This window comes from Massilia cellulosiltytica (assembly GCF_047325105.1).
Classification (GTDB): domain Bacteria; phylum Pseudomonadota; class Gammaproteobacteria; order Burkholderiales; family Burkholderiaceae_D; genus Telluria; species Telluria orientalis.
In genome coordinates, this window is sequence record NZ_CP168562.1 from 4598848 (window position 1) to 4622263 (window position 23416).

General features: G+C 67.0%; 19 protein-coding genes. 3 read left to right on the forward strand and 16 right to left on the reverse strand.

Features of this window, described 5'->3' with window-relative positions:
• Nucleotides 1–67: 67 nt before the first annotated feature.
• From phoR to alr, 10 genes are all read right to left on the reverse strand, one after another.
• Nucleotides 68–1360, reverse strand: coding sequence for a phosphate regulon sensor histidine kinase PhoR (gene phoR / locus ACEN9H_RS20010; RefSeq protein ID WP_413671822.1), 1293 nt, complete (start codon nt 1358–1360; stop codon nt 68–70).
• A gap of 13 nt (nt 1361–1373) precedes the next feature.
• Nucleotides 1374–2066, reverse strand: coding sequence for a response regulator (locus tag ACEN9H_RS20015; RefSeq protein WP_056127958.1), 693 nt, complete (start codon nt 2064–2066; stop codon nt 1374–1376).
• A gap of 3 nt (nt 2067–2069) precedes the next feature.
• Complete coding sequence (gene phoU, locus ACEN9H_RS20020) at nt 2070–2774, reverse strand: phosphate signaling complex protein PhoU (protein ID WP_056127954.1); 705 nt, start codon at nt 2772–2774, stop codon at nt 2070–2072.
• 35 nt (nt 2775–2809) lie between these two features.
• The gene (gene pstB, locus ACEN9H_RS20025; RefSeq protein WP_082577728.1) at nt 2810–3619 is read right to left on the reverse strand and encodes a phosphate ABC transporter ATP-binding protein PstB; all 810 of its coding nucleotides are present in this window, start codon (nt 3617–3619) and stop codon (nt 2810–2812) included.
• 22 nt (nt 3620–3641) lie between these two features.
• Nucleotides 3642–4508, reverse strand: a complete 867-nt coding sequence (pstA, locus tag ACEN9H_RS20030) for a phosphate ABC transporter permease PstA (RefSeq protein ID WP_413671823.1) — start codon at nt 4506–4508, stop codon at nt 3642–3644.
• Nucleotides 4508–5440: a phosphate ABC transporter permease subunit PstC gene (pstC, locus tag ACEN9H_RS20035; RefSeq protein ID WP_371770033.1), complete on the reverse strand. Its 933-nt coding sequence runs from the start codon at nt 5438–5440 to the stop codon at nt 4508–4510. Before pstC ends, pstA begins: the two co-directional genes overlap by 1 nt.
• A 206-nt stretch (nt 5441–5646) precedes the next feature.
• Nucleotides 5647–6690: a phosphate ABC transporter substrate-binding protein PstS gene (gene pstS / locus ACEN9H_RS20040; RefSeq protein WP_413671824.1), complete on the reverse strand. Its 1044-nt coding sequence runs from the start codon at nt 6688–6690 to the stop codon at nt 5647–5649.
• A gap of 507 nt (nt 6691–7197) precedes the next feature.
• Entirely contained in the window at nt 7198–7518 is a 321-nt protein-coding gene (locus ACEN9H_RS20045) for a PilZ domain-containing protein (RefSeq protein ID WP_413671825.1), read from the reverse strand.
• 87 nt (nt 7519–7605) lie between these two features.
• Entirely contained in the window at nt 7606–8985 is a 1380-nt protein-coding gene (radA, locus tag ACEN9H_RS20050) for a DNA repair protein RadA (protein WP_413671826.1), read from the reverse strand.
• 12 nt (nt 8986–8997) lie between these two features.
• Nucleotides 8998–10110 carry an alanine racemase gene (alr, locus tag ACEN9H_RS20055; RefSeq protein WP_413671827.1) on the reverse strand — a complete coding sequence of 371 codons (1113 nt, stop codon included), beginning with the start codon at nt 10108–10110 and terminating at the stop codon, nt 8998–9000.
• Nucleotides 10111–10247: 137 nt separating this feature from the next.
• On the opposite strand from alr, the gene lplT reads away from it, so the two are divergent.
• A complete protein-coding gene (gene lplT / locus ACEN9H_RS20060) occupies nt 10248–11510 on the forward strand; it encodes a lysophospholipid transporter LplT (protein WP_056127936.1) in 1263 nt (420 codons plus the stop codon).
• 284 nt (nt 11511–11794) lie between these two features.
• Here lplT and ACEN9H_RS20065 read toward each other — a convergent pair whose 3' ends face one another.
• The 4 genes from ACEN9H_RS20065 to tsaB are packed head-to-tail and all read right to left on the reverse strand — an operon-like array spanning nt 11795 to nt 14889.
• Complete coding sequence (locus tag ACEN9H_RS20065; RefSeq protein WP_413671828.1) at nt 11795–12751, reverse strand: DUF1853 family protein; 957 nt, start codon at nt 12749–12751, stop codon at nt 11795–11797.
• Nucleotides 12735–13697, reverse strand: a complete 963-nt coding sequence (locus ACEN9H_RS20070; protein WP_413671829.1) for a uracil-DNA glycosylase — start codon at nt 13695–13697, stop codon at nt 12735–12737. Before ACEN9H_RS20070 ends, ACEN9H_RS20065 begins: the two co-directional genes overlap by 17 nt.
• Nucleotides 13694–14155 (reverse strand): ribosomal protein S18-alanine N-acetyltransferase, encoded by a 462-nt coding sequence (gene rimI, locus ACEN9H_RS20075; RefSeq protein WP_056127931.1) that lies wholly within the window; start codon nt 14153–14155, stop codon nt 13694–13696. The genes ACEN9H_RS20070 and rimI overlap by 4 nt, the downstream gene beginning before the upstream one ends.
• Nucleotides 14152–14889 (reverse strand): tRNA (adenosine(37)-N6)-threonylcarbamoyltransferase complex dimerization subunit type 1 TsaB, encoded by a 738-nt coding sequence (tsaB, locus tag ACEN9H_RS20080; protein WP_413671830.1) that lies wholly within the window; start codon nt 14887–14889, stop codon nt 14152–14154. The genes rimI and tsaB overlap by 4 nt, the downstream gene beginning before the upstream one ends.
• Before the next feature lie 62 nt (nt 14890–14951).
• Here tsaB and ACEN9H_RS20085 point away from each other — a divergent pair, with 62 nt between their 5' ends.
• Nucleotides 14952–15380: a thioredoxin family protein gene (locus tag ACEN9H_RS20085; protein ID WP_056127923.1), complete on the forward strand. Its 429-nt coding sequence runs from the start codon at nt 14952–14954 to the stop codon at nt 15378–15380.
• Here ACEN9H_RS20085 and ACEN9H_RS20090 read toward each other — a convergent pair whose 3' ends face one another.
• Entirely contained in the window at nt 15381–17708 is a 2328-nt protein-coding gene (locus ACEN9H_RS20090) for a molybdopterin cofactor-binding domain-containing protein (RefSeq protein WP_413671831.1), read from the reverse strand.
• Nucleotides 17677–20835, reverse strand: a complete 3159-nt coding sequence (locus ACEN9H_RS20095) for an EAL domain-containing protein (protein WP_413671832.1) — start codon at nt 20833–20835, stop codon at nt 17677–17679. Before ACEN9H_RS20095 ends, ACEN9H_RS20090 begins: the two co-directional genes overlap by 32 nt.
• A 277-nt stretch (nt 20836–21112) precedes the next feature.
• On the opposite strand from ACEN9H_RS20095, the gene ACEN9H_RS20100 reads away from it, so the two are divergent.
• Nucleotides 21113–23413 carry an alpha-L-fucosidase gene (locus ACEN9H_RS20100; RefSeq protein ID WP_413671833.1) on the forward strand — a complete coding sequence of 767 codons (2301 nt, stop codon included), beginning with the start codon at nt 21113–21115 and terminating at the stop codon, nt 23411–23413.
• Nucleotides 23414–23416: the final 3 nt, after the last annotated feature.

Sequence of the window (23416 nt, forward strand, 5' to 3'; positions counted from 1 at the left end):
GATTGTAACCCGATCCCGCCCGTTTGCCGGCCCCGTTTAAGCGCCCCGTAAGATGATGATCTGCCAGCTAACCCGGCAGCGACGTATTCGGCAGCGTGGCCGTAAACACGCTGCCCTTGCCCGGCGTGGACCGGATCGCGAGCTTGCCGCCGTGGCGCAGCAGCACGTGCTTGACGATGGCGAGACCGAGGCCCGTGCCCTGCGTCTCGCGCGAGCGGCTCTTGTCGACGCGGTAGAAACGCTCCGTCAGGCGCGAGATGTGCTGCTCGTCGATGCCGATGCCGTTGTCGATCACTTCGAAACGCAGGTCGTTCGGGCCGCGCAGCCAGCGCAGTTCGATCCGGCCGCCCGCCGGCGTATAGCGCACGGCGTTGCTGGCCAGGTTGCCGAACGCGCTGCGCAGCTCTTCGCTGCTGCCCATCACGTCCGGACCGTCGACGGCGAAGTCGATCTCGTGGCGGCCGTTCGACAGCGCGCGCGCGTCGTTCGCCACCTGCGCGACGAGGGCGCGCACATCCACGCGCTCGCGCTTCAGGGGATACTCGTCCGATTCGAGGCGCGACAAGGTGAGCATGTCCTCGATCAGCCGCTGCATGCGCTGCGCCTGTTCCGTCATCAGCATCAGGTGCGCGGTGCGCGTCTTCTCGTCCAGGCCAGGGTCGGCGAGCGCGATCTCGAGGAAGCCGACGATCACCGTCAGCGGCGTGCGCAGCTCGTGCGATGCGTTGGCGATGAAGTCGCGGCGCATCGCTTCGATGCGTTCCGTCTCGGTGGCGTCGTGGGTCACGAGGATTTGCCGGCGGTTCTCGAACGGGATGATCTGCACGATCAGCTTGCGGCCGCGGATCGACAGGGTGAGCGGCTGTTCGTAGCGGCCAAGGATCAGGTAGTCGATGAATTCCGGATGGCGGATCAGGTTGGTCACGCGCCGGCCCTTGTCCTGTTCCAGCGTGAGGCCCAGGTGGTGCTCGGCCGCCGGGTTGCACCATTCGAGGAACAGGACGTCGTCCATGATCGCCACGCCTTCCGGCAGCAGATGCATGGCCTGGCGGAAGCGCGCGAGCCATTCCGTCAGCTCGTCGCGGTTGCGTTCGTCGTCGCGGCGGAGGCGGTACAACCGGGCGAAGACGTCCGTCCACGCGCCCCACCCGTCCGGCAGCTTCGTGCTCTGCGGGTCGTCGAGCCACTCGCCCAGCTTGTGCAAATAGGCCAGTTGGGAAATCAGCAGGCCGAGCGTGATGAGCAGCGCGAGCGCCAGCCCGGAGACAGGACCCAGCAGCCACCACGCGATGCCGGCGACCGCGAGCATCAGGGCCAGGCGCAGCAGCGCCGGGACCCAGAACATGACGCGAGGATTCAAGCGGACGACCTTTCTATTTTTCTTTCTCGCTCAGCATGTAGCCCACGCTGCGCACGGTCTTGATCAGCTTTTCCGCTTCCTTCAACGCCTTGCGCAGGCGGAGGACGTGGACGTCCACCGTGCGTTCCTCGACGGCCGCGGCGTCGCCCCACACCTTGTCGAGCAGCTGGCTGCGCGAAAACACGCGCTCGCGGTGCGCCATCAGGAATTTCAGCAGGCGGTATTCGGCGTTCCCCATATCGAGCTGGCGGCCGTCCAGGGTGACCGTGCAGCTGGCCGGATCGAGCATGACCGGACCGGCCGACAGCGGCGCCTCTGCCAGGTGCGGGCTCTTGCGGCGCAGCAGCGCTTTCGAGCGGGCCACCAGTTCGCGCGGCGAGAACGGCTTCGTCACGTAGTCGTCGGCGCCGGTATTGAGCCCCGCGATCTTGTCCTCTTCCATGCTCTTCGCCGTCAGCATGATGACGGGGATGTCCTGGAAATCGCGGTCGCCGCGCAGGCGCGACAGCAGGCGCAGGCCGCTCTGGTCGGGCAGCATCCAGTCCAGCAGCAGCAGGTCGGGCCTGCCGTGCACGATCGAATCCCAGGCCGACGCCACGTTCGCGGCCGTGCGGATATCCCAGCCCGTCTCGCGCAGCGAATAGCTCACCAGTTCGACGATCGCCGGCTCATCTTCGACAATCAGGACGCTCGTGTTGGCCGCCATCGATCACCCTTCTCCGCCGGCCGCGACGGCTTGCGGTTTGCTATGACGAATATCCCTGCCCTCGACCACGTAGATCACGTACTCGGCGATGTTCTTCGCGTGGTCGCCGATGCGCTCGATCGCCTTCGCGACCCACAATACGTCCAGCGCCGACGAGATCGTGCGCGGGTCTTCCATCATGAACGTGATCGTACTGCGCATGATGGTGCGGAACTCGTGGTCGATGACGTCGTCCTGGGCGATGATCTGTACGGCCGCCTTGCCGTCCAGGCGCGCGAACGCATCCAGCGCGTCGTGCAGCATGTCGGCCGTGGCGCGCGAGATCGTGCGCACCGTCTCGTAGTGGTTGAAGCTGACCATGCCGCGCTCGTGCAGGCTCTTGGCCGTGCGGGCGATCTTGGCGGCCTCGTCGCCGATGCGCTCGAGGTCCGTGATCACCTTGATCGTCGCCATGATCGTACGCAGGTCGTTGGCGGCCGGCTGGCGGCGCACGATCAGGTGGCTGCAGGCGTCGTCCAGCTGCACTTCGAGCTGGTTGACGGCGTGGTCGTCCGCCACGACCTTGTCGGCCTGCTCGGTGTTGCCGACGCGGAACGCATTCACCGCCTCGTCGAACTGCGTTTCCACCATGCCGCCCATGAGCAGCACTTTCGACCGGATCGCTTCCAGTTCCTGGTCGTACTGCTTGGAAGAGTGCTCGCCTACCATGTGTTCATCCTGTTCAATAATGTAATCTTACCGCATCAACCGAAACGGCCGGTAATGTAATCCTGGGTCTCTTTACGCACAGGGTTCAGGAACAGCTGGTCGGTCTCGCCGAATTCCACCAGTTCGCCCAGGTACATGTACGCCGTGTAGTCCGAGCAGCGCGCGGCCTGCTGCATGTTGTGCGTGACGATGGCGATCGTGTAGTCGCCCTTCAGTTCGCTGATCAGTTCCTCGATCTTCGACGTCGAGATCGGGTCCAGCGCGGAGGTCGGCTCGTCCAGCAGCAGCACGTCCGGCTTCACCGCGACGCCGCGCGCGATGCACAGGCGCTGCTGCTGGCCGCCGGACAGCGACAGGCCGCTCTTGTTCAGCTTGTCCTTCACTTCGGTCCACAGCGCGGCCTTCTTCAGCGCCCATTCCACGCGCTCGTCCATCTCGCCCTTGGACAGGTCTTCGTACAGGCGCACGCCGAACGCGATGTTGTCGTAGATGGACATCGGGAACGGCGTCGGCTTCTGGAACACCATGCCGATCTTCGCGCGCAGCATGTTCACGTCGACGCCGGGCTCCAGGATATTCCGGCCGCGGTACCGGATGGCGCCCTCGGCACGCTGGCCCGGGTACAGGTCGTACATGCGGTTCAGCGTGCGCAGCAAGGTCGACTTGCCGCAGCCCGACGGGCCGATGAATGCCGTGACCTGCTTGTCGTGGACGTCCAGGCTGACGTTCTTCAGGCTCTTCGTCTTACCGTAATAAAAGTCCAGGCCGGAGATCTCGATCGTCTTGGTCTTCGGCTTGGCGTTGGTCGCCGGCGGCGTCGGGGTGGACAGGGTCTGGGTCATCATGGGATCTAGGGTCTTCGTCGATTTATTGCGGGTTCTTTTGGCGGAACAGGGTCCGCGACAGGATATTCAGGAGCAGCACGCTGAACGTCACCAGCAGCGCCGCACCCCAGGCGAGGCTGCGCCAGTCTTCGTACGAGCTCATCGCGAAAAGGTAGATCGCCACCGGCAGGTTGGCCATCGGCTGTTTCATGTCGAGGCTGAAGAACTGGTTGTTCAGCGCGGTGAACAGCAGCGGCGCCGTCTCGCCGGCGATACGGGCCACGGCCAGCAGCACGCCGGTCACGACGCCCGCCTTCACGGCGCGCAGGCGCACCATCATCGCCACTTTCCAGCGCGGCGCGCCCAGCGCGAACGCCGCTTCCAGCAGGCTGTTCGGCACCAGGTGCAGCATGTTGTCGGTCGTGCGGACGACGACCGGGATCGCGATCAGCGACAGTGCGATCGTGCCCGCATAGCCGGAGAAATGCCCGAAGCGCGCCACGCACAGGGCGTACACGAACAGGCCGACCACGATCGATGGTGCCGACAGCATGATGTCCGTGACGAAGCGCGTGACGGCGGCGAACTTGTTGTTCTGGCCGTACTCGGCGAGATAGATGCCGGCCAGGATGCCGACCGGCGTCGAGATCGCCGTGGACAGGCCCACCATCATGAGGCTGCCGACGATCGCGTTGCGCACACCGCCCGGGCTGCCCGGCGCCGGCGTGTCCATCGTGAACAGCGTGTGCGACAGTGCGCCGAAGCCATTGACCAGCAGGGTCTCCAGGATCCACAGCAGGAAGCCGAGGCCGATAGCCATCGCCATCACGGACAGCGCGATGCCGATGCGGTGCGACAGGAGGCGGCGGCGATACACCGAATTGACAGGAGAATTAACTGCGGCATCCATTACTTCACCCCTTCCTTGCGGGACATCCCGACGAGCATCAATTTGGCGGCCGACAGCACGATGAACGTGATGGCGAACAGGATCAGGCCCAGCGCGAACAGCGAGGACACGTGCAATTGCGAGCTGGCTTCGGCGAATTCATTGGCCAGCGTCGAGGAAATCGAATTACCCGGCGCGAACAGCGACAGCTTGATGTCGTTGGCGTTGCCGATGACGAACGTGACGGCCATCGTCTCGCCCAGCGCGCGGCCCAGGCCCAGCATCACGCCGCCGACGACGCCGGCGCGGGTGTACGGCAGCACGATCTTGCGCACGACTTCCCATTTGGTGCAGCCGAGGCCGTAAGCGGATTCCTTCAGCACGGCCGGCACGATCTCGAACACGTCGCGCATGACGGAGGCGATGAACGGGATGATCATCACGGCAAGAATGATCCCGGCGGTCAGGAGGCCCAGGCCCATCGTCGGGCCCTGGAAGAACGGGCCGATGAACGGCAGCACGCCCAGCGTCTTTTTCAGGAACGGCTGGATGGTGTCGCCGAACAGCGGCGCGAACACGAACAGGCCCCACATGCCGTAGATGATCGACGGCACGCCGGCCAGCAGTTCGACGGCCATGCCCATCGGGCGGCGCAGCCAGGCCGGGCAGATCTCGGTGAGGAACAGCGCGATGCCGAAGCTGATGGGAAAAGCGACGAGCAGCGCGATGATCGACGTGACCAGCGTGCCCGTGATGGCGATCAGCGCGCCGAATTTGTCGTTGACGGGATCCCACTCGTTGGTGATGAGGAAGGATGCGCCGAATTCGCGGAACGCAGGCGCCGCGCCGATCGCCAGGGAAATGATGATGCCCACGAGGACGATCAGGACGCTGGCGGCGAACAACAGGGTCACCTTGTGGAAGATGAAGTCCTGGATGCGCTGCACGCGCATGGTATTGCGCAGTGCGACGTTGCGGGCTTCTTCCTGCAACGCGGCCTGGCCGGCCTCGTCGGCGGCGAGCGCGGGGTGTGCGTTCATGTGTTTGTCCAATTTATTACCTAGAAGCAAAAACGCGTTACTCCCACCTGCCCGACCTCGCGCCGGGAGGTGGGAGCGACGCTACCCACGCAGGGTTTGCTCACCTTGGGTTTGCCCGATTACCAGATCGCCTTGCCCGAACCGTCTTTCAGGTTGTTCTTCCAGGCGGCTTCCACCAGCTTGGTGACGGACTCCGGCATCGGCACGTAGTCCAGCTCGTTGGCGGCGGCGGTGCCGCTCTTGAAGGCGTAGTCGAAGAACTTCAGGACTTCCTTGCCCTTGGCGCCGTCGGCCTGCGACTTGTGAACGATGGCGTACGTCACGCCGGTGATCGGCCATGCGTTCTTGCCCGGCTGGTCGGTCAGGACGACGCCGAAGCCCGGTGCCTTGATCCAGTCCGCGTTGGCGGCGGCGGCCTTGAAGTTGTCGTCGTCCGGCTGCAGGAAGTTGCCGTCGCGGTTCTTCAGCTGGGTGTGGGCCAGCTTGTTCTTCTTGGCATATGCCCACTCGACGTAGCCGATCGAGCCCTTGATGCGCTGGACGTTGGCGGCGACGCCGTCATTGCCCTTGCCGCCCACGCCGACAGCCCATTTCACGGCGGTGCCTGCACCGATCTTCGCCTTGAAATCCGGATTGGTCTGCGACAGGAAATTCGTGAACAGGAACGAGGTGCCCGAACCGTCTGCGCGGTGCACGACGGTGATGTCTTCGGCCGGCAGCTTCACGCCCGGGTTCAGGGCGGCGATCGCCTGGTCGTTCCACTTGGTGATCTTGCCCAGGTAGATGTCGGCGATGACCGGACCGGTCAGTTTCAGCTGGCCCGGCGCCACGCCGTCCAGGTTGACGATGGCGACGACGCCACCCATGATGGTCGGGAACTGCATCAGGCCCGCTTCGTTCAGCTCTTCGACCGGCAGCGGCATGTCCGATGCGCCGAAGTCGACGGTCTTGGCCTTGATCTGCTTGATGCCGGCGCCCGAGCCGATCGATTGGTAGTTCAGGCCATTGCCGCTGGTCTTCTTGTACATCTCCGCCCATTTCGCGTAGATCGGGTAGGCGAAGGTGGAACCAGCACCGGTGATGTCGGCGGCCAGGGTCGCGGTGCTCGCGAACGCGGCGGTGGTGCCGATGATGATGGTTGCCAGCAGTTGCTTCATGCGCATATCAAGGTCCTTTGGTTAGGTGTGACACGGTTGATGCTGCGCAGTGTAGTGAGCAAATATGACGGCTTTATGACATGGCCAACCTGGCCATATGACATGCGGGATGCATCATGTGACGGCCCGAAAAAACATGTCACACAGCCCTGCGTGCCTTGTCACAATGTGCGGCTCCACCCTCTCCCACCGTCGAGAAAAGTGTCTTGTAAATACTTTTTCTTATGCTAATTTGAAAGTGTTTATGCAGTATGGAGGAGTAGTCCTACAATCTCGAATGACAGATGAGGGGGGAGCGCTCAACGGCGTTCGAACGGTATGTTATTCATTACAGGGATGCTGACCGGGATGGTTGTCCTCGTGCTGTATGGGGTGATTTCCGAAGGCATCGGGTGTTCACAAAAGTTGCACGACCGCTATCACGAATAGCATTGGGGGCCGCAGAGGTCTCATCAAAGAAAAAGCGGCGGGGCCCAAGGCCCCCCCCGCTTTTCTTGTCAACCGGCCTATGAATCAGCGCAGGAAGCGTGACACCTGGCTCATCGCCGCCAGGTCCAGGTTCATGAACTGCAACCCGGCCTTGAATTCACCGTTACTGAAAATACAATACATCACCTTCACGCGCGCATGCAGGGGGAACGGCGTGCCGTCGACGAGCAGGTCGAAGCCGACCTGGCCCGTCTGCCCCGCCTGCAGCGGATGCGGCACGGTAATGCTGACGCCATTGGCGCCGATGTCGGATGTACGTCCCTGGACGGGGGCCTGGCCCTCCATCGCCAGGACGGCCCGCACCTTCAGGATCTTGCGTGCGGATTGCCTCTGATCTATTGCCACGATTAACCTGTGAGCCTTTTAAAAACGAGGTGGCATTATAGGTGCAAACGATAACCTTGCGTGTTACCGCTATTTAAGTTACGGCGATCAGTCGAGCTCGCGCAGCTTGCTGAATGCTTCATCGATCCGCTCGACGGCCACGATGGTCATTCCCTCGATCTTTTGCTTCGGCACATTGGCTTTCGGGATCACGGCGACGGAAAAGCCCAGCTTCGCCGCCTCGCGCAAACGCTCCTGCCCGCGCGGGGCGGGGCGGATCTCGCCGGCCAGACCCACCTCGCCGAACACGACGAGGCCGCGCGGCAGCGGCTTGTTGCGCATCGACGAATTGATCGCCAGCAGGACGGCCAGGTCGGCCGCCGGCTCCGTGATCTTGACGCCGCCCACCGCATTGATGAATACGTCCTGGTCGAACGCGGCGATGCCGGCATGGCGGTGCAGCACCGCGAGCAGCATCGCGAGGCGGTTCTGCTCGAGGCCGACGGACAGCCGGCGCGCGTTCGGCAAATGACTCGCGTCGACGAGCGCCTGCACTTCGACCAGCAGCGGCCGGGTACCCTCCTGCGTCACCATCACGCAGGAACCGGGCACCTGGTTGTCGTGTTGCGACAGGAATAGTGCGGACGGGTTCGACACGCCTTTCAGTCCCTTTTCCGTCATCGCGAACACGCCCAGCTCGTTGACGGCGCCGAAACGGTTCTTGATGGCACGCACGAGACGGAAGCTGGACTGCGTATCGCCTTCGAAATACAGCACGGTGTCGACGATGTGCTCCAGCACGCGCGGCCCCGCGAGCGCGCCCTCCTTCGTCACGTGGCCGACGAGGATGATCGTCACGCCCGTCTGCTTGGCCACCCGCGTGAGCTGCGCCGCGCATTCGCGCACCTGCGAGACGGAACCGGGGGCCGACGTCAGCGCATCCGAGTACAAGGTCTGGATGGAGTCGATGACGGCGACGTCCGGCTTGAGGTCGGCAATGGTGCCGAGGATTTTTTCCAGCTGGATCTCGGCCTGCAGCTTCAGGTCTTTCGCCTCGACCTGCAGGCGGCGCGCGCGCAGGGCGATCTGGGCGCCGGATTCCTCGCCGGACACGTACAGCGTGCTGCGCGCCGCGGCCAGGTTCGCCAGCGCCTGCAGCAGCAAGGTCGACTTGCCGATGCCGGGGTCGCCGCCGATCAGCACGACGCCGCCCGCGACGAGGCCGCCGCCCAGCACGCGGTCGAATTCGTCGATGCCGGTGCCGAAGCGGGGCACGTCGATCGCCTCGATGTCGGCCAACGACAGCACGGGGGCCGTCTGCGCCAGGCTTTTATGCATATGCGGCGTCTGCGACATGCGGTTCAGGCCGGCGGTCTCGACCTGCTCGGTCATCGTGTTCCAGGCCTTGCAATCGGCGCACTGGCCGGTCCAGCGGCTGGCGACGCTGCCGCAATCGCTGCAGACGAAACTGGTACGGGGTTTAGCCATGATTCCTTTTATTTACAAGACGGGATCGCACCCGAGCGGCGCCTCGGCCACGCGCACGCGCGGCGCCACGGCGCACATCAATTCATAGCCGATCGTGCCGGCGGCCTGCGCCACCTCGTCGATCGGGAGACCGTCGCCCCACAGGGTGACCTTGCTGCCCACGCGCGCGTTCGCAATGGGTGACAGGTCGACGGCCATCATGTCCATCGACACCCGGCCGACGAGCGTCGTGCGGATGCCGTCCACCAGCACGGGCGTGCCGTGCTCGGCGTGGCGCGGGTAGCCGTCCGCATAGCCGCAGGCGACGACGCCCACCGTCATGGTCCGGTCCGCCTGGAAGCGGCTGCCGTAGCCCACGCTGTCGCCCGGCTCGATGTGCTGGATGCCGATGATTTCCGATTTCAGCGTCATCGTGGGCAACAGGCCGTAATCCTTCGCCGAGCGGCCGCCCGGGGTGCCGCCATACAGCATGATGCCGGGACGGACCCAGTCGCTCTGCAATTCCTGGACGAGTTCCGCCGTGTGCAGCACGCCGCCCGAATTGGACAGGCTGCGCTCACCCGCCAGACCGTCCGCGCCCAGGCGGAAGCGGCGTACCTGCTCGCCGATCGACAGGCGCGGATGTTCCAGCTCGTCCGCGTTCGCGAAATGCGTCATCAAGGTGATGTTGCGGATGCCCGGGATGGCGCGCAGCCGCTGGTACGCCGCGGCGAACTCGTCCGGGCGGAAGCCGAGGCGGTTCATGCCCGTGTTCATTTTCAGGTGCACGTCGATGGGACGGTAGAGCTGGGTGTACTCCAGCATCTTGACCTGCTCGATGCAATGGACCGTGCTGTTGACATTATGTTCAGCCAGCAAGGGGATGTCCGACGTGTCGAAGATTCCCTCTAATAACAGGATTGGCTTCACCCAGCCCAGCTCGCGCAGGCGCAGCGCGTTTTCCGTTTCGATCAGGGCCAGGCCGTCGGCCTGCGCGAAGCCGCGCATGCCTCGTTCCAGGCCGTGTCCATACGCATTCGCCTTCACCACCGCCCAGACGTTCGCCTGCGGCGCACAGGCGCGCGCACGGGCCAGATTGTGCTGCATGGAGTCGAGGTGGATGGTGGCGTGCAGGGGACGTGGCATGGCTTGCAGATGGGGGCGACGGCTGAGAACGAAAGGTTTATTTTACTCCCGGCAGTGAAATGCCGTATTGTCGATTCCTTGGGCTAAGCGGTCTTTCATGGTATAAAGCAACCCATCCAGTTTTTTGAACCTTTCGAATGAACCGTGGTTTTTATACCATCATGGCGGCGCAGTTCTTCTCGTCGCTGGCCGACAACGCGCTGATATTTGTCTCGATCGGTCTGCTAACGGCGATGAAAGCCCCGGCTTCGCTCACTCCGCTGCTGAAGCTGTCGTTCGTCTTGTTCTACGTCCTCCTGGCGCCATTCGTCGGCGCGTTTGCCGATTCGATGCCCAAGGGACGGGTGATGTTCACCGCCAATTTAATCAAGGTTTTCGGCTGCTGCCTGATCTTCTTCGGCGCGCACCCTCTCATCGCCTGCACCGTCGTCGGCTTCGGCGCCGCCGTCTATTCCCCCGCCAAATACGGCATCCTGACCGAGCTGCTGCCGGCTGAACGACTCGTCGCGGCCAACGGCTGGATCGAGGGCCTGACCGTCATGTCCATCATCCTCGGCGCGGCCATGGGCGGCGCCCTCGTCAGTGCCCACGGCAGCGCCTGGCTGATGACGCTGGACGTGCCCTATATCGACACCGGCATCAACTCCTCAACCAAGGCCCAGCTCGCCGTGCTGATCGGCGTGTACGCGCTGGCGGCCGGCTTCAACCTGCGCATCCCGGACACCGGCGCCCGCTACGAGCACCAGGAACGCAATCCGGCCAAGCTGATCGCCGATTTCGCCGACTGCTCCGCCACGCTGTGGAAAGACAAGCTGGGCCAGATCTCGCTGGCCGTGACGACGCTGTTCTGGGGCGCCGGCGCGACCCTGCAATTGATCGTGCTGGAATGGGCCAAGCGCTCGCTGCACATGTCCCTCGACAAGGCGACGGGGCTGATCGGCGTCGTCGCCATCGGGTCCGCGATCGGCGCGGCGATGGCGGCGAAGATGATCCCGCTGAAGAAATCGCTGACCGTGATCCCGCTCGGCATCATCATGGGCCTCGTCGTGACCTCGATGACGATCGTGTATTCGCTGCCGATCGCCGTCGTGCTGCTGCTGCTCATCGGCCTCCTGTCCGGCTACTTCGTCGTGCCGATGAACGCCCTGCTGCAGCACCGCGGCCACGTGCTGATGAGCGCCGGCCACTCGATCGCCGTGCAGAACTTCAACGAGAACCTCTCCATCCTCACCATGCTGGCGCTGTACGCCATCATGATCACGCTGAGCCTGGACCTGGACATCATTATCGTCCTGTTCGGCCTGTCGCTGGCCGGCATCATGTGGCTGATCGGCCGCCGCCACGCGGCGAACCAGCGCGAGCACGACTCGCTCGCGCTGATCGGCGAGCACAAGCACTGATTCGAAAATTCGGGGTCAGAGTGAGATGGAAAATTCGGGGTCAGAGCACATTTTTCTCGAAATTCGGGGTCAGAGCACTTTTTCGAGGAATTGATCGGTACGGGCAGCGATGCGCAATCCGTGACCGCGCGAGGGCCTGCACGCCCGCTCGCAGCGTCAAACAATGCCGAAAAGACAGTGCGCTGAAATGTGCTCTGACCCCGAATTTTTGCGAAAACGTGCTCTGACCCCGAATCTTGGTAAGGGCTTGGCGGAAATTGCCAAAAAACGGGGGCTGACCCCGGTCAGGAATGCAGGCGGGCGTTGGCGCGGTCGCGCCAGTCGTCCGGGACGATGAAGCCGCGTTCGAATTCCACGATGTTGTCCGGCTCTTCGCGCACGAGCGCCACGAGTACGGGCGCGCTCGAGGCCATGAAGTGGTCTTCCAGTTCCGCGGCCAGCTGGGCCTTGTCCAGCATCCACACAGCCGATTGCGCGCGGAACGGCGGCAGCCATTGCAGGCGCGGCAGGATCAGGAAGCGGTCGCCGGGCAAGGCATCGAGTTCGGCCAACGGGCACCAGAAGCCGCGGCAATGGCCCGCCGTGATGCCCTGCATGGCCTGGTACGTCCCGCGCGGATAAAACAGCCAGCCCTTGACGAGCGCGCGTGCCGCGACGACGGGCCGCGGCAGCACGTCCTGCGCGGCCGGGTGGCTGCCCAGTTCGAGCTGGCGCTCGAACACCTTGCGCATCTTGCGGCCGAGGCTGTCGGCCAGGTTCGGACCGACGAACGTGTCGAAGCCCGTCGTGGCATCGCCCTGCAGCAGGTAGAATTTGGTGGCGAACTCGATGTGCTCGACGCCGCCCGCATTCCCCCCACCCTCCGCATCCAGCAGAAAATCGAACTCGCCGACGGTGTCGTTGCGGCTGGCCCGTACCTGCAGGCCGTGTGCGACGAGGCGGCCCTGGTGCGCGAAATAAAAGGCCATCAGCTTTTCCGCGTACAGGCCGAGGCGCGTATACATTTTCGAACCGAGTGCCGCGTCCAGCGGTGCGGGATCGGCATCGAGTTCGGCCAGCCAGCGCGCCGTGGCTTCCGTCATCGGACCGAGCGTCGCGATGCGGCCTTCCCAGTGCGGGTCGTGGATGTCGAGGAGGTCGGGGGCGTCCAGCAACCAGGCCAGCGCCCGCACCCGCGCACGCCGCAGATGGCGCCAGCGGCGTTCGAACAGCGCCTGGTACGTGTCAGCCTGAGCGCGCACGGGCGTTCCTTGCCCTGCACAAGTCGGCCCACGCGAGGGCCTTGTCGGCGCCGCGCCGCAGCAGTTCGCCCGGATGCAAGGTAGCCACCAGGTTCACCGTGCGTCCGCCCGTCTCCAGCGCGTGAGCGCTGCCCCGTGCGCCGGCCAGCGGTTCCGGCAGCGGGCGGCCCAGCAAGGTGTTGGCGGCGATCTGGCCCAGCGTGAGCACGGTCTCCGCTCCGGTCAGCGCGACTTCCCGTTCGAGGTAGGGACGGCACGCGGCCGCCTCCTGCGGCGTGGGCGCGCGCTCGCCGCCGCTCGGCGTCGTCGGGCGGCACTTGATCAGGTTCGTCACGTAGACGTCGCGCTCGCGGCCCATGCCGACGGCGGCCAGCATATTGTCCAGCAGCTTGCCGGAATCGCCCGCGAGCGGGACGCGCGCCTTGTCATCGGCAGCCGTCGTGGCGCCGGCCGCGACGACCCAGCGCGCCTGCTTCGCGCCCGTGCCCGGCACCGGCGCGCGCCCTTCGCGGCACGCGCTGCAGCGGCGGCACGCGGCGATGGCGATGGTGAGCTGGTCCCAGTCCATGGCCGCGATTTCTTCCGGCGTCGCGTCGCTCGGCAAGGCGGCGTCGTCCCAGGCGGAATCGTGGTCGGCCGGCGGCGCCAGCGCGGACACGGATTGCGCGACGGGTTGCAGCGGCGTCGGGCCGGGCGGACGCGGCCCCGCCGGCGCAGGCCGTGGCGGGAGCACGGCCGGCACCGGCGGCGGCGCGGCCGGCTCGGCGACCGGCGCCAGTGCGGACGCCGACTGCGCCCCCGGCTGCAGCGGCGTCGGTCCCGGGACGATGGCCACGTCGGCCGCGACGGCAGCGGCAGCAGATGCCGGCGCCGTGCGCAACTGCCACAGCGGCCCGAGGCCCATCTCGTTCAGGAAGATGGCGTCGCGTTCGCTGACACCGTTCATAACACATACCTCATCACGATCGCATCCTCGCGCCGCCCTTCGTGCGCGGGATAATAGCCCTTGCGGCGGCCGATCTCTTCATAGCCGTAGCGCCGGTACACCTCGAGTGCGCGCGTGTTCGACGGCCGCACCTCGAGCAGGATCGACGCCATGCGCTCTGCCCGCGACCTGGCCGCGATGCGGTCCAGCAGATAGCGCCCGACGCCGCGCCCGTGCAGCGGCGCCGCAACGGCCACGTCGAGCAGATGGGCTTCGTCCAGCGCATACATCAACAGGAAATACCCAGCCAGCGCGCCCGTCGGCGCGCGCAGCACCCAGGCGTCGTAGCCGCTCGCGAGCGAGTCCATGAAATTCGCGCGGCTCCACGGATGCGGAAATACGCTGCATTCGAGGGCATGCACCTCGTCGACGTCGCCCACGACCATCGGGCGCAGTTCCAGGTGCGCGACCTCCGTCATCGCGCATCCGCCTTGGCCGCGTTGATGGCCTGGCGTTCGGCGCTCGTGTACGCGACCTTGTTGCGCAGGTAGAGCGGTTGCGCCTCGTCGGCCGGCACCGCGCGGCCCGCCGCCAGTGCGGCGACGCCCAGCACCGCGAATTCGCGCGCATGCGGCAGGATGTCGTCGTGCGCACCGGCCGCAAAAGGCGCGTCCGCGAAGGCTTCCGGATACGCCGCGAAGCCATTGCCGCACGCGGCCAGGCCGTCGACCATCTCCGGCGCGACGGCGCCCGGCGCGCTCAGCGCAGGCTCGCGCACGGCCCGCCATGCGCCGGTCCAGCGGTACTGCGCCCAATAGACTTCGCCCATGCGCGCATCCAGCACGGCGAGCACATCGGTCGCGCCCGTGCGCGCGCGGCACGCCTCGGCCATCGCTTCCAGCGTCACCAGCGGCAGCACGGGCTTGCGCGCGCCGAACGCGAGACCCTGCGCCACGCCACACGCCGTGCGCACACCCGTGAACGAACCCGGACCGGCGCCGAATGCGATCGCGTCGCAGTCGGCCAGGGCGACGCCGGCGTCGCGCAGCAGTTCCTGCACCATGGGCAGGACGGACTGCGAATGCGTGCGTACGCCGGACGATTCGCGGGTCAGTACGCGGGTCAATACGGGGGTGTCCGCGCCGTCCGCGCTGTTCAATAACGCGCAGGACGCCAGCTCGGACGAGGTTTCGATGGCGAGGATGATAGGCATGGCGTATTGTAACCCGGCGGCCCGGTCAGCCAAAAGCGCGGAACCGTTGTAGAATCGCGCCCATGTCCAGTCTGACCCTCGAGCCCGATACCCGCGACCAGGTCGCCGCCGCCCTCCACGGCGACGGCTGGATCGTCGCCTGCCTGTGCGCCGCCTGGTGCGGCACCTGCTCGTCCTACCGCGCCGCGTTCGACGGCCTGGCCGCGCGCCATCCCGACAAGACCTTCGTCTGGATCGACGTGGAAGACCAGGCCGACATCGTCGGCGACCTCGACGTCGAAAACTTCCCCACGCTGCTCGTACAGCGCGGCGATGACGTCGCGTTCTTCGGCACCATGCTGCCGGATCCGAAAGTCGCGGACCGCCTGATCCAGGCGCAGGCGGAGCTGAGCAGCGCCGAACTCACGCGCCAGGCGGCCTCCACGCCGGAACGGCAGGCGTGGCAGCGCGAGTGCAACCTGCGCACCCTCATCGCCAACGCCGACGAGTGATCAACTCAAGCGCAGCGGCAGGCTGCGCAACCGCTGCCCCGTCAGCTTGAACACCGCGTTCGCCACGGCCGGCGCAACGGGCGGCACCGCGGGTTCGCCCATGCCTTCCGGCGGTTCCGCACTCGGTACGATGATGGTCTCCACCTCGGGCGCCTGCGCCATCCGCAGCACGGGATAATCGCCGAAATTCGTCTGCTGCGGCTGGCCATCCCTGAACGTGATTTCCCCCGCCAGCGCGGCCGACAGGCCGAACACGACGCCCGATTCGACCTGCTGCGCGACGATGGTCGGATTGACGACGAGGCCGCAATCGACGGCGCACACGACCTTGTGCACACGGATTTCCTTGTCTTCCACCGACACTTCCGCGACCTGCGCGACAACGGTGCCGAACGACTGGTGCACGGCGACACCGTGCGCGCGGCCGTCCGCCGGCGTGCCCGCGCGCGCGAGCGCGGCGTCCAGCACGGCCAGGTGGCGCGGATGGTCTTTCAGCAGCGCGCGCCGCCACGCGACCGGGTCCTGCCCCGCCGCATGCGCCAACTCGTCCGCGAAGCTCTCCTTGAAGAACGCGTTGTGCGAGTGGCCGACCGAACGCCAGTACCCGATCGGCACGACGCTGTCGACGGTCACGTGGCGGCTGCGGCGGTTCGCGATCGCGTACTGCAGGTCGTACTCGCCCTCGGCCGTCGTCTTGTCCGGACCGACGCCGGGCAGGCCGAGGTTGCGCGGGAAGTACTGGTGGCCGATGGCGCCGCTCGCCAGCCTGCTGTCCCACGCGAGCACGCGCCCGTCCGCGCCGACGTGCGCCGTGTAGCGCGCCAGCGCGGCCGGGCGGTAGACGTCGTGGCCCGTATCGTCCTCGCGCGTCCAGAGCAACTGCACCGGGCGTCCGCGCGTCTGCATGGCCACGGCGACGGCCTGCGCCACCATGTCCGTCTCCAGGCGCCGGCCGAAGCCGCCGCCCAGCATCGTCACCTCGATGGTCACGTCCTCGCGTCCGACGCCCGCGACCTTCGCCGCCACGTCCACCGCGATGCTCGGGACCTGCGTGGGCGACCACAGCGTTACTTTGCCGTTCAGGACCTGCGCCGTGCAGTTCTGCGGTTCCATCGTCGCGTGCGCGAGGAAGGGCGCGCGGTATTCGGCCTGCACGGTGCGCGTGCCCGCGAGTTCGGGCGCCTCCTGGCTGCCGGCCTCGAAATACGCATGGCCCGATTCTTCATCGAGCGCCTTCGCAAAACCGGCGAACACGGACTCGCTCGACAACGCGGCATGCGGGCTCGCGGTCCACTGCACGGGCAGCGCCAGCGCGGCCTGCCTGGCCTGCCACCATCCCTTCGCCACCACGGCGACGCCGGCGCCCGCGCCGGACAACGGCGCGAGCGCGGACGATACGTCGACGACGAGCGCCACGCCCGGCAGCGCCGCCACCTTGCCCGCATCGAACCCCGCGACACGCGCACCCAGCACGGGCGCCATGCGCAGCGCCGCGTACAGCAGGCCTTCCGGCCGCACGTCGATGCCGAACGCCGCGCGGCCGTTGACCTTCGATGGCGCGTCGCGCCGCGGCACGGGCTTGCCGATCAGGCGGAAGTCCACGGGCGTCTTGAGGCGGACGTCGTCCGCATCGATGTCGCCGCCCAGCGCGGCGGCGCGCTGCGCCAGCAGGCCATATGGCGCGCGCCGTCCGTCCGGATGGAGCACCATGCCGTCGCGCGTCGACAGCGTCTCCGGTGTCGTCTTCCACTGTTCGGCGGCCGCGCGCAGCAGCATCGCGCGCGCGACGGCGCCGGCCGTACGCATCGTCGGCCACGCATCCTTCACGCTCGTCGAGCCGCCCGTGAACATGATGCCCAGCTCGCGCGCCACCTTGCCCGCGACCCAGCGTGCGCCCAGCTGGAAGTTGCCGGCATCGTCCGGATGGAACGGCAGGGTGTCGCGCAGGACGGTGAGGTTGGCGAAGATCTTGTCGATGGGCGCCTGCACGATGCGCACGGCTGCCAGCGGCGCGTCCAGTTCCTCGGCCAGCAGCATGGGCAGCGCCGTGTGCACGCCCTGCCCCATCTCGCTGCGCGGGACGACGACGTCGATGGTGCCGTCGGGAGAAATCGCGACCCAGCCGTTCAGGGCAACGGTGCCGGCATCGTGCACGGCAGCCGGCCCGGTCGCACGCAAGCGCTGGCGCGGCGGCGCCACGCCCCAGCCGACGACGAGCGCCGCGCCCGCGGCCAGGCCGCCCAGCAGGAACCGGCGCCGGCCCCCGCGCACGGTGCGTACCGGACCGCCGTCCTCCTTATCCGAACCTGGTCCGCCCGTGTCCCGCATCGTCCTGCCTCCATGTCTCCAACAATTCAGCCGGCTCCACCGGCCGGCCGTACAGATAGCCCTGCGCGCGCCGGCAGCCGTGGCGCAGCAGGAAGGCCGCCTGCTCGCCGGTCTCCACGCCTTCCGCGATCACCGCGAGATCCATGCTCTTGCCCAGCTGGACGATGGCGACCGCGATCGCCTCGTCGTCCTTGTCGGCGGGGATGTCCTTGATGAAGCTGCGGTCGATTTTCAAGGTCTGCACCGGCAGCTGCTTCAGGTACGCGAGCGACGAATAGCCCGTGCCGAAATCGTCGATCGCCAGCTCCACGCCCAGCGCGTGCAGGTCGTTGATGTACTGGAGCGCGTCGCCCGTATTCATGATCACGGACTCCGTCACCTCCAGCTGCAGCCGCTGCGGCGCGAGGCCCGCGTCGGCCAGCACGCGCGCGACGAGCGGCGCGACGCTGCCGCGGTCGAACTGGCGGCCCGACAGGTTCACCGCCACCTTCGGCACGTCCAGCCCGGCCGTCTCCCAGCATACCACCTGGCGGCACGCCTGTTCCAGCACCCAGGCGCCCAGTTGGCCGATGAAGCCGATGTCCTCGGCGAGCGGGATGAAGCGCGCCGGCGGCACGTGACCGAGTTCCGCGCTGTGCCAGCGCACGAGGGCCTCGACGCCGATCAGGCGACCCGTCTCGATCTCGACCTGCGGCTGGTAATGCAGGCGGATCTCGCCCCGCTCGATCGCGCGCCGCAGCAGGCCTTCCATGCGCAGTCTCTCGGCCCCGTCGCCGTCCATCGACGGCGCATACAGCTGGTAGCCGTTGCGGCCGCGCGCCTTGGCCTGGTACATGGCCACGTCGGCATTCCGGATCAACATGTTCATGTCGGCGGCATCCTGCGGGAACAGGCTGATGCCGACGCTGCCCGTGACGAACAATTCGTAGTCCGACACGAGCACGGGCCGCTCGAACAACTGCATCAGCTTTTCCGCCACCAGGCGCGCGCCGCGCGCGCCGTCGACGTCTTCCAGCAACACGATGAATTCGTCGCCGCCCAGGCGCGCCAGCGTGTCGCCGTCGCGCAGACACTCGGCAAGCTGGCCAGCGACCTGCTTCAGCAGCTCGTCGCCGATGTGGTGGCCGAGCGTGTCGTTGACGGTCTTGAAGCGGTCGAGGTCGATGAACATCACCGCGAGCTCGCGGTTGTTGCGGGCCGCGCGCACCATCGCGTGCTGCAGGCGGTCGTGGAACAGCAGGCGGTTCGGCAGGCCCGTGAGCGGGTCGTGGTGCGCCAGGTGGTCCAGCTTGTCCTGCGATTCCTTGACCTTCGTGATGTCGGAAAATACGCAGACGTAGTGCGTGACGGCGTCGGCATCGTCGCGCACCGCGGACACGGTCAGCCACTCGAGGTAAGTCTCGCCGTTCTTGCGGCGGTTCCGAAGTTCGCCGCGCCAGAATCCCGTCTCCGCCAGGTCGGCCCACAGCGCCTCGGAGAACCCGGCGTCGTGGCTCGCCAGGCGCGTGAGGCTCGAATGCGTGCCGACCGCTTCGCTCTCCGTGTACCCGGTGATCTGCGTGAAGGCGGGGTTCGTCGCGACGATCTTGCCGTGCAGGTCGATCACCATCACGCCGTCGGCGATGTGTTCCAGCACGGTGGCCGACAGGCGCAGCTTTTCCTCGGCCTGGCGCCGCTCCGTGATGTCGGCGAACACCCAGATGCTGCCGTCGTCCTGGCGTTCCGGGTCGAGCGCGCGGCCGCTCACCGTGCACCACACCAGGCTGCCGTCGCGGCGGCGGAACTGGCGCTCGTCGCCGAAATCGCCGCCGCGCGCCAGCACCGGTTCCGCCGCCTCGATGCCCTGCACGTAATCCTCGACGGTCGGGAACAGCACGCCGATCGGATCGCCCAGCAGCTCGCCCTCGCCGTAGCCGAACAATTCGTCGAAGCGGCGGTTGGTCGACACGACGCGGCGCTCGCGCATGTACATGATGCCGAACATGACGTTGTCCAGCACCGCGCCCTGCTCGGCCAGCAGCGCCTCGATGCGCATCTCGTTGTATTTGCGCTCGCTGATGTCGGAGATGATCCCGTCGATCCAGAACGCGGCGTTGCCGTCGAAGCCGACCGGCTGGCCGCTTTCCAGCACCCAGCGCTCGATGCCGGCGGCGTCCGTGATGCGGTATTCGATCTCGTAAGGCCGCACGGCCAGCACGGCCTCCTTGACGAAGTGCCGCTGCATCTTGCGGTCTTCCGGGCAGATGACGTCGGCCCAGCGGTCCGTGTGCGCGCCGATGAATCGAGCCGCGGGATAGCCGGAGATGTCTTCGATGGCGTCGCTGACGAAGTCGATCAGGCCACCCGGCCGGGCGCGGAACACGGCGCCCGGCACCTGCGTGACGATGGTACGGAAGCGTTCCTCGCGCCGCGCGATGTCCTGGAACAGGTCGCCGATCGCGATCCGCATGTGTTCCAGCTGGCCGCCGAGCCGGCCCAGTTCGTCGTTGGTGGACAGCGCGAGCGGCGCATCGAACTGGCCGCGCGACAGGTGGTCGGAAAAGCTCATCAGGGTGCCCAGCGGCGCCAGCAGGCGGCGCCGCAGCAGCATCAGGATCAGCAGCAGCGACACGCCCAGTTGCACGGCCAGCACCAGCGCGTAGCGCACCTGCTTGGCGCGCAGCGATTGCTGGCTCAGGCTGTCGTCCATCTCGACCGTCACGTGGCCGATCGGCTGGCCGTGCACGACGACCTCGCGCTCGGCGCGCAGCACGTGGCCGGCGGGCGCGGCGGCCGCGCGGCGGTCGATGAAATCGCCCTCCGCCTGCGCGCCCACGTGCACGCGCACGACGGCGGGGTCGCGCATCAGCGAATCGACGAGCGAGCGGGCCGCGTCGATGTTCATGTTCCACAGCGACTCCTGCATGCCGAGGGCGAGGATGTCGGCATTGCGCTGCAGGGTCTCGTCCAGCTCGCGGCGCGCGGCCTGCTGTTCCTGCACGCCGATCATGAGGTAGCCGCCCACGACGGCCGGTATCGCCAGGCCGCCGGCCACCAGCACGAGCAGCGCGGCGTACAGCGAGCGGCCGTACAGCCGCGCGAGGCGCGACGGTAACGCGGACAGGGCGGCACGGGATATGAAGGCCATGGCGGACGGATGCGGTGCCGGTCAGCCTGTAGCTGATACGACAACTTTATGTGGTAAATCAATAAGTTAATGCTATTTTTTGATTATGCACGCAACAGTTGCCGTACGTCACATCTTTTTGAGGGCGCGCGCATGGTGGTAGCGGAAACCGTTACCTGGTTGCCACGTTGGCGATGCAGACTTACGTGATTTCCCATGCCGGTTGTGGAATTTCGCGATTGCGGGCGTAATACGGCCGATTACAGAATCGATACGCGACTTATCACACCGACAAATCATGCTCCCACCTCGATACCCCCAAGGCTGCCTCGGCCTGGCCCTCGCGTTCGCCTGCGCGGCAGCGCACGGCGCCCCCATTCCCTACGCGACGGAACACGTGATCGCCGCGGACGACACCCCCGCCGCGATCGTCGCCAAGGCCGCGACAACCCTGCCCCGCCCCAACCAGTCCGCCTGGATGCGGCTGGAGCGCACGTTCTTCCTGCACTTCGGCGTCAATACCTTCAACGAAGTGGAATGGGGCAACGGCAAGGAAGACCCTGCCCTGTTCAATCCCACGCAACTGGACGCGCACCAGTGGCTGCGCGCGGTGAAGCAGCTCGACGGCAAGATGCTCGTGCTGGTGGCCAAGCACCACGACGGCTTCGCCATGTGGCCGTCGCGCTATACGGGCCACTCGTCGGCCGCGAGTCCCTGGCGCGGCGGCAAGGGCGATCTCGTGCGCGAGGTGGCCGAGGCGGCCCGCGGCGCCGGCGTCAAGCTCGGCATCTACCTGTCGCCGGCCGACCTGTACCAGCTGAAGACCAACCCCGCGAACCCGGCCGGCTATTACGGCAACGGCAGCGCGAAACGCCGCTCGACGATCCCGACCGACCCGGCCCGCTTCCTGAGCGACCCCGCGCAGGGGCGCACCCCGCCGCCGGGCCGGCCCACGTTCACGTACGAGGTCGACGACTACAACCGCTACTTCCTCAACCAGCTGTACGAACTGCTGACGGAATACGGACCGGTCCACGAAGTGTGGTTCGACGGCGCCAATCCCGACCCGAGCGTGGCCGAAACCTACGACTACGCGGCCTGGTACGACCTGATCCGCAAGCTGCAGCCGGACGCCGTCATCATGGGCAAGGGGCCGGACGTGCGCTGGGTCGGCACGGAAAGCGGCTACGGCCGCACGACCGAATGGAGCGTGATTCCACTGCCCACGGCGCCCGGCGCGTTCCAGTGGCCCGACATGCAGGCCGCGGACCTCGGCAGCCGGGCGCAGCTCAAACCCGGATCGCACCTGTGGTGGTACCCGGCCGAGACCAACGCGACCCTGCTGGCGAACGGCCAGTGGTTCTGGGCGCACGACAAGCGTCCCCGTCCCGTCACGCAGCTGGTCGACATCTTTTATTCGTCGATCGGCCGCAACGCCAACCTGATCCTGAACCTGTCGCCGGACAAGAGCGGCCTCGTGCCCGACGACCAGGTCGCGACGCTGGGCCAGCTGGGCGCCATCGTGCGCGCCACGTTCGCCGTCAACCTGGCGCGCGGCGCGCGCGTGACGGCCGACCACGCGGCCCCGCGGCACGCCGCGCCGGCCATCCTGGACGGCAGCCTGGACACCTGGTGGGAGGCCGCGCCCGGACGCAGCAACGGCACGCTCACGCTGACCCTGCCCCGGCGCACGCGCTTCGACGTCGTGTCGCTGCAGGAAGCGGTGGACCGGCGCGGCCAACGCATCGAGTCGTTCGAGATCGAGACGTGGGACGGCGCGGCCTGGACCGCGCCCGCGCGCCACCCGGCCGACGTGACCACGACGGTCGGCCACCGCCGCCTGATCCGGCTGCGCGCCCCGGTGACGACGGACCGCGTGCGCGTGCGCATCACGGGCGCGCGCCTCGAACCGACGCTGGCGGAGATCGGGCTGTACAAGCAATCGGAGGACCTGTTGCCGCCCACGATCGCCGACCGCGACGCCGCCGGCGCCGTGCGGCTCGACCATCCGGCCGGCGGCACGATCGTCTACACGGTCGACGGCTCGGCCCCGACGGCCGCGTCGCCCGTGTACCGCGCGCCGCTGGCCATGCCCGGCAGCGGCATCGTGAAGGCGGCGCGCCTGCTGCCCGGCGGGCGGCTCGGCGTCGTCGGCGTGCGCGACTTCACGGGATTGTCGCCGCGCGGCTTCACCGTCGTGGCGGCGGATGGCGAGGATGCCGGCCACGCGGCCGCACTCGCCGTCGACGGCGATCCCGCCACGTTCTGGCAGACGCCGTGGGGCGGCGGCCGGTCCATCCAGGTCGACATGGGCCGATCCCACCGCATCGCGGGCCTCGCCTACCTGCCCCGGCAGGATGGGCAGGTGGCGGGGACGGCCGTGAACTACCGCTTCGAGACGAGCGCGGACGGGGCGCACTGGCAAGCCGCCGTCGAACGGGGCACGTTCGCGAACGTGCACAACAACCCCGACCTGCAGACGGCGCGTTTCGCGCCGGTGGCCGCGCGCTTCTTCCGTTTCACGGTGCTGGACGACGTGTGGCGTTCCGGTTCGGCCAGCGCGGCCGAACTGTCCGTCATTCCCGCCGACGCCGATTGACCG

What these genes read in the sequence shown, in the direction of transcription:
- ACEN9H_RS20070 (WP_413671829.1), bottom strand. Translation starts at nt 13,697, where the DNA reads ATGAACGGTGTCAGCGAACGCGACGCCATCTTCCTGAACGAGATGGGC.
- ACEN9H_RS20090 (WP_413671831.1), bottom strand. Translation starts at nt 17,708, where the DNA reads ATGCGGGACACGGGCGGACCAGGTTCGGATAAGGAGGACGGCGGTCCG.
- pstC (WP_371770033.1), bottom strand. Translation starts at nt 5,440, where the DNA reads ATGCGCGTGCAGCGCATCCAGGACTTCATCTTCCACAAGGTGACCCTG.
- pstB (WP_082577728.1), bottom strand. Translation starts at nt 3,619, where the DNA reads ATGATGACCCAGACCCTGTCCACCCCGACGCCGCCGGCGACCAACGCC.
- ACEN9H_RS20085 (WP_056127923.1), top strand. Translation starts at nt 14,952, where the DNA reads ATGTCCAGTCTGACCCTCGAGCCCGATACCCGCGACCAGGTCGCCGCC.
- pstS (WP_413671824.1), bottom strand. Translation starts at nt 6,690, where the DNA reads ATGCGCATGAAGCAACTGCTGGCAACCATCATCATCGGCACCACCGCC.
- pstA (WP_413671823.1), bottom strand. Translation starts at nt 4,508, where the DNA reads ATGGATGCCGCAGTTAATTCTCCTGTCAATTCGGTGTATCGCCGCCGC.
- ACEN9H_RS20015 (WP_056127958.1), bottom strand. Translation starts at nt 2,066, where the DNA reads ATGGCGGCCAACACGAGCGTCCTGATTGTCGAAGATGAGCCGGCGATC.
- rimI (WP_056127931.1), bottom strand. Translation starts at nt 14,155, where the DNA reads ATGACGGAGGTCGCGCACCTGGAACTGCGCCCGATGGTCGTGGGCGAC.
- tsaB (WP_413671830.1), bottom strand. Translation starts at nt 14,889, where the DNA reads ATGCCTATCATCCTCGCCATCGAAACCTCGTCCGAGCTGGCGTCCTGC.
- lplT (WP_056127936.1), top strand. Translation starts at nt 10,248, where the DNA reads ATGAACCGTGGTTTTTATACCATCATGGCGGCGCAGTTCTTCTCGTCG.
- phoU (WP_056127954.1), bottom strand. Translation starts at nt 2,774, where the DNA reads ATGGTAGGCGAGCACTCTTCCAAGCAGTACGACCAGGAACTGGAAGCG.
- ACEN9H_RS20100 (WP_413671833.1), top strand. Translation starts at nt 21,113, where the DNA reads ATGCTCCCACCTCGATACCCCCAAGGCTGCCTCGGCCTGGCCCTCGCG.
- alr (WP_413671827.1), bottom strand. Translation starts at nt 10,110, where the DNA reads ATGCCACGTCCCCTGCACGCCACCATCCACCTCGACTCCATGCAGCAC.
- ACEN9H_RS20095 (WP_413671832.1), bottom strand. Translation starts at nt 20,835, where the DNA reads ATGGCCTTCATATCCCGTGCCGCCCTGTCCGCGTTACCGTCGCGCCTC.
- radA (WP_413671826.1), bottom strand. Translation starts at nt 8,985, where the DNA reads ATGGCTAAACCCCGTACCAGTTTCGTCTGCAGCGATTGCGGCAGCGTC.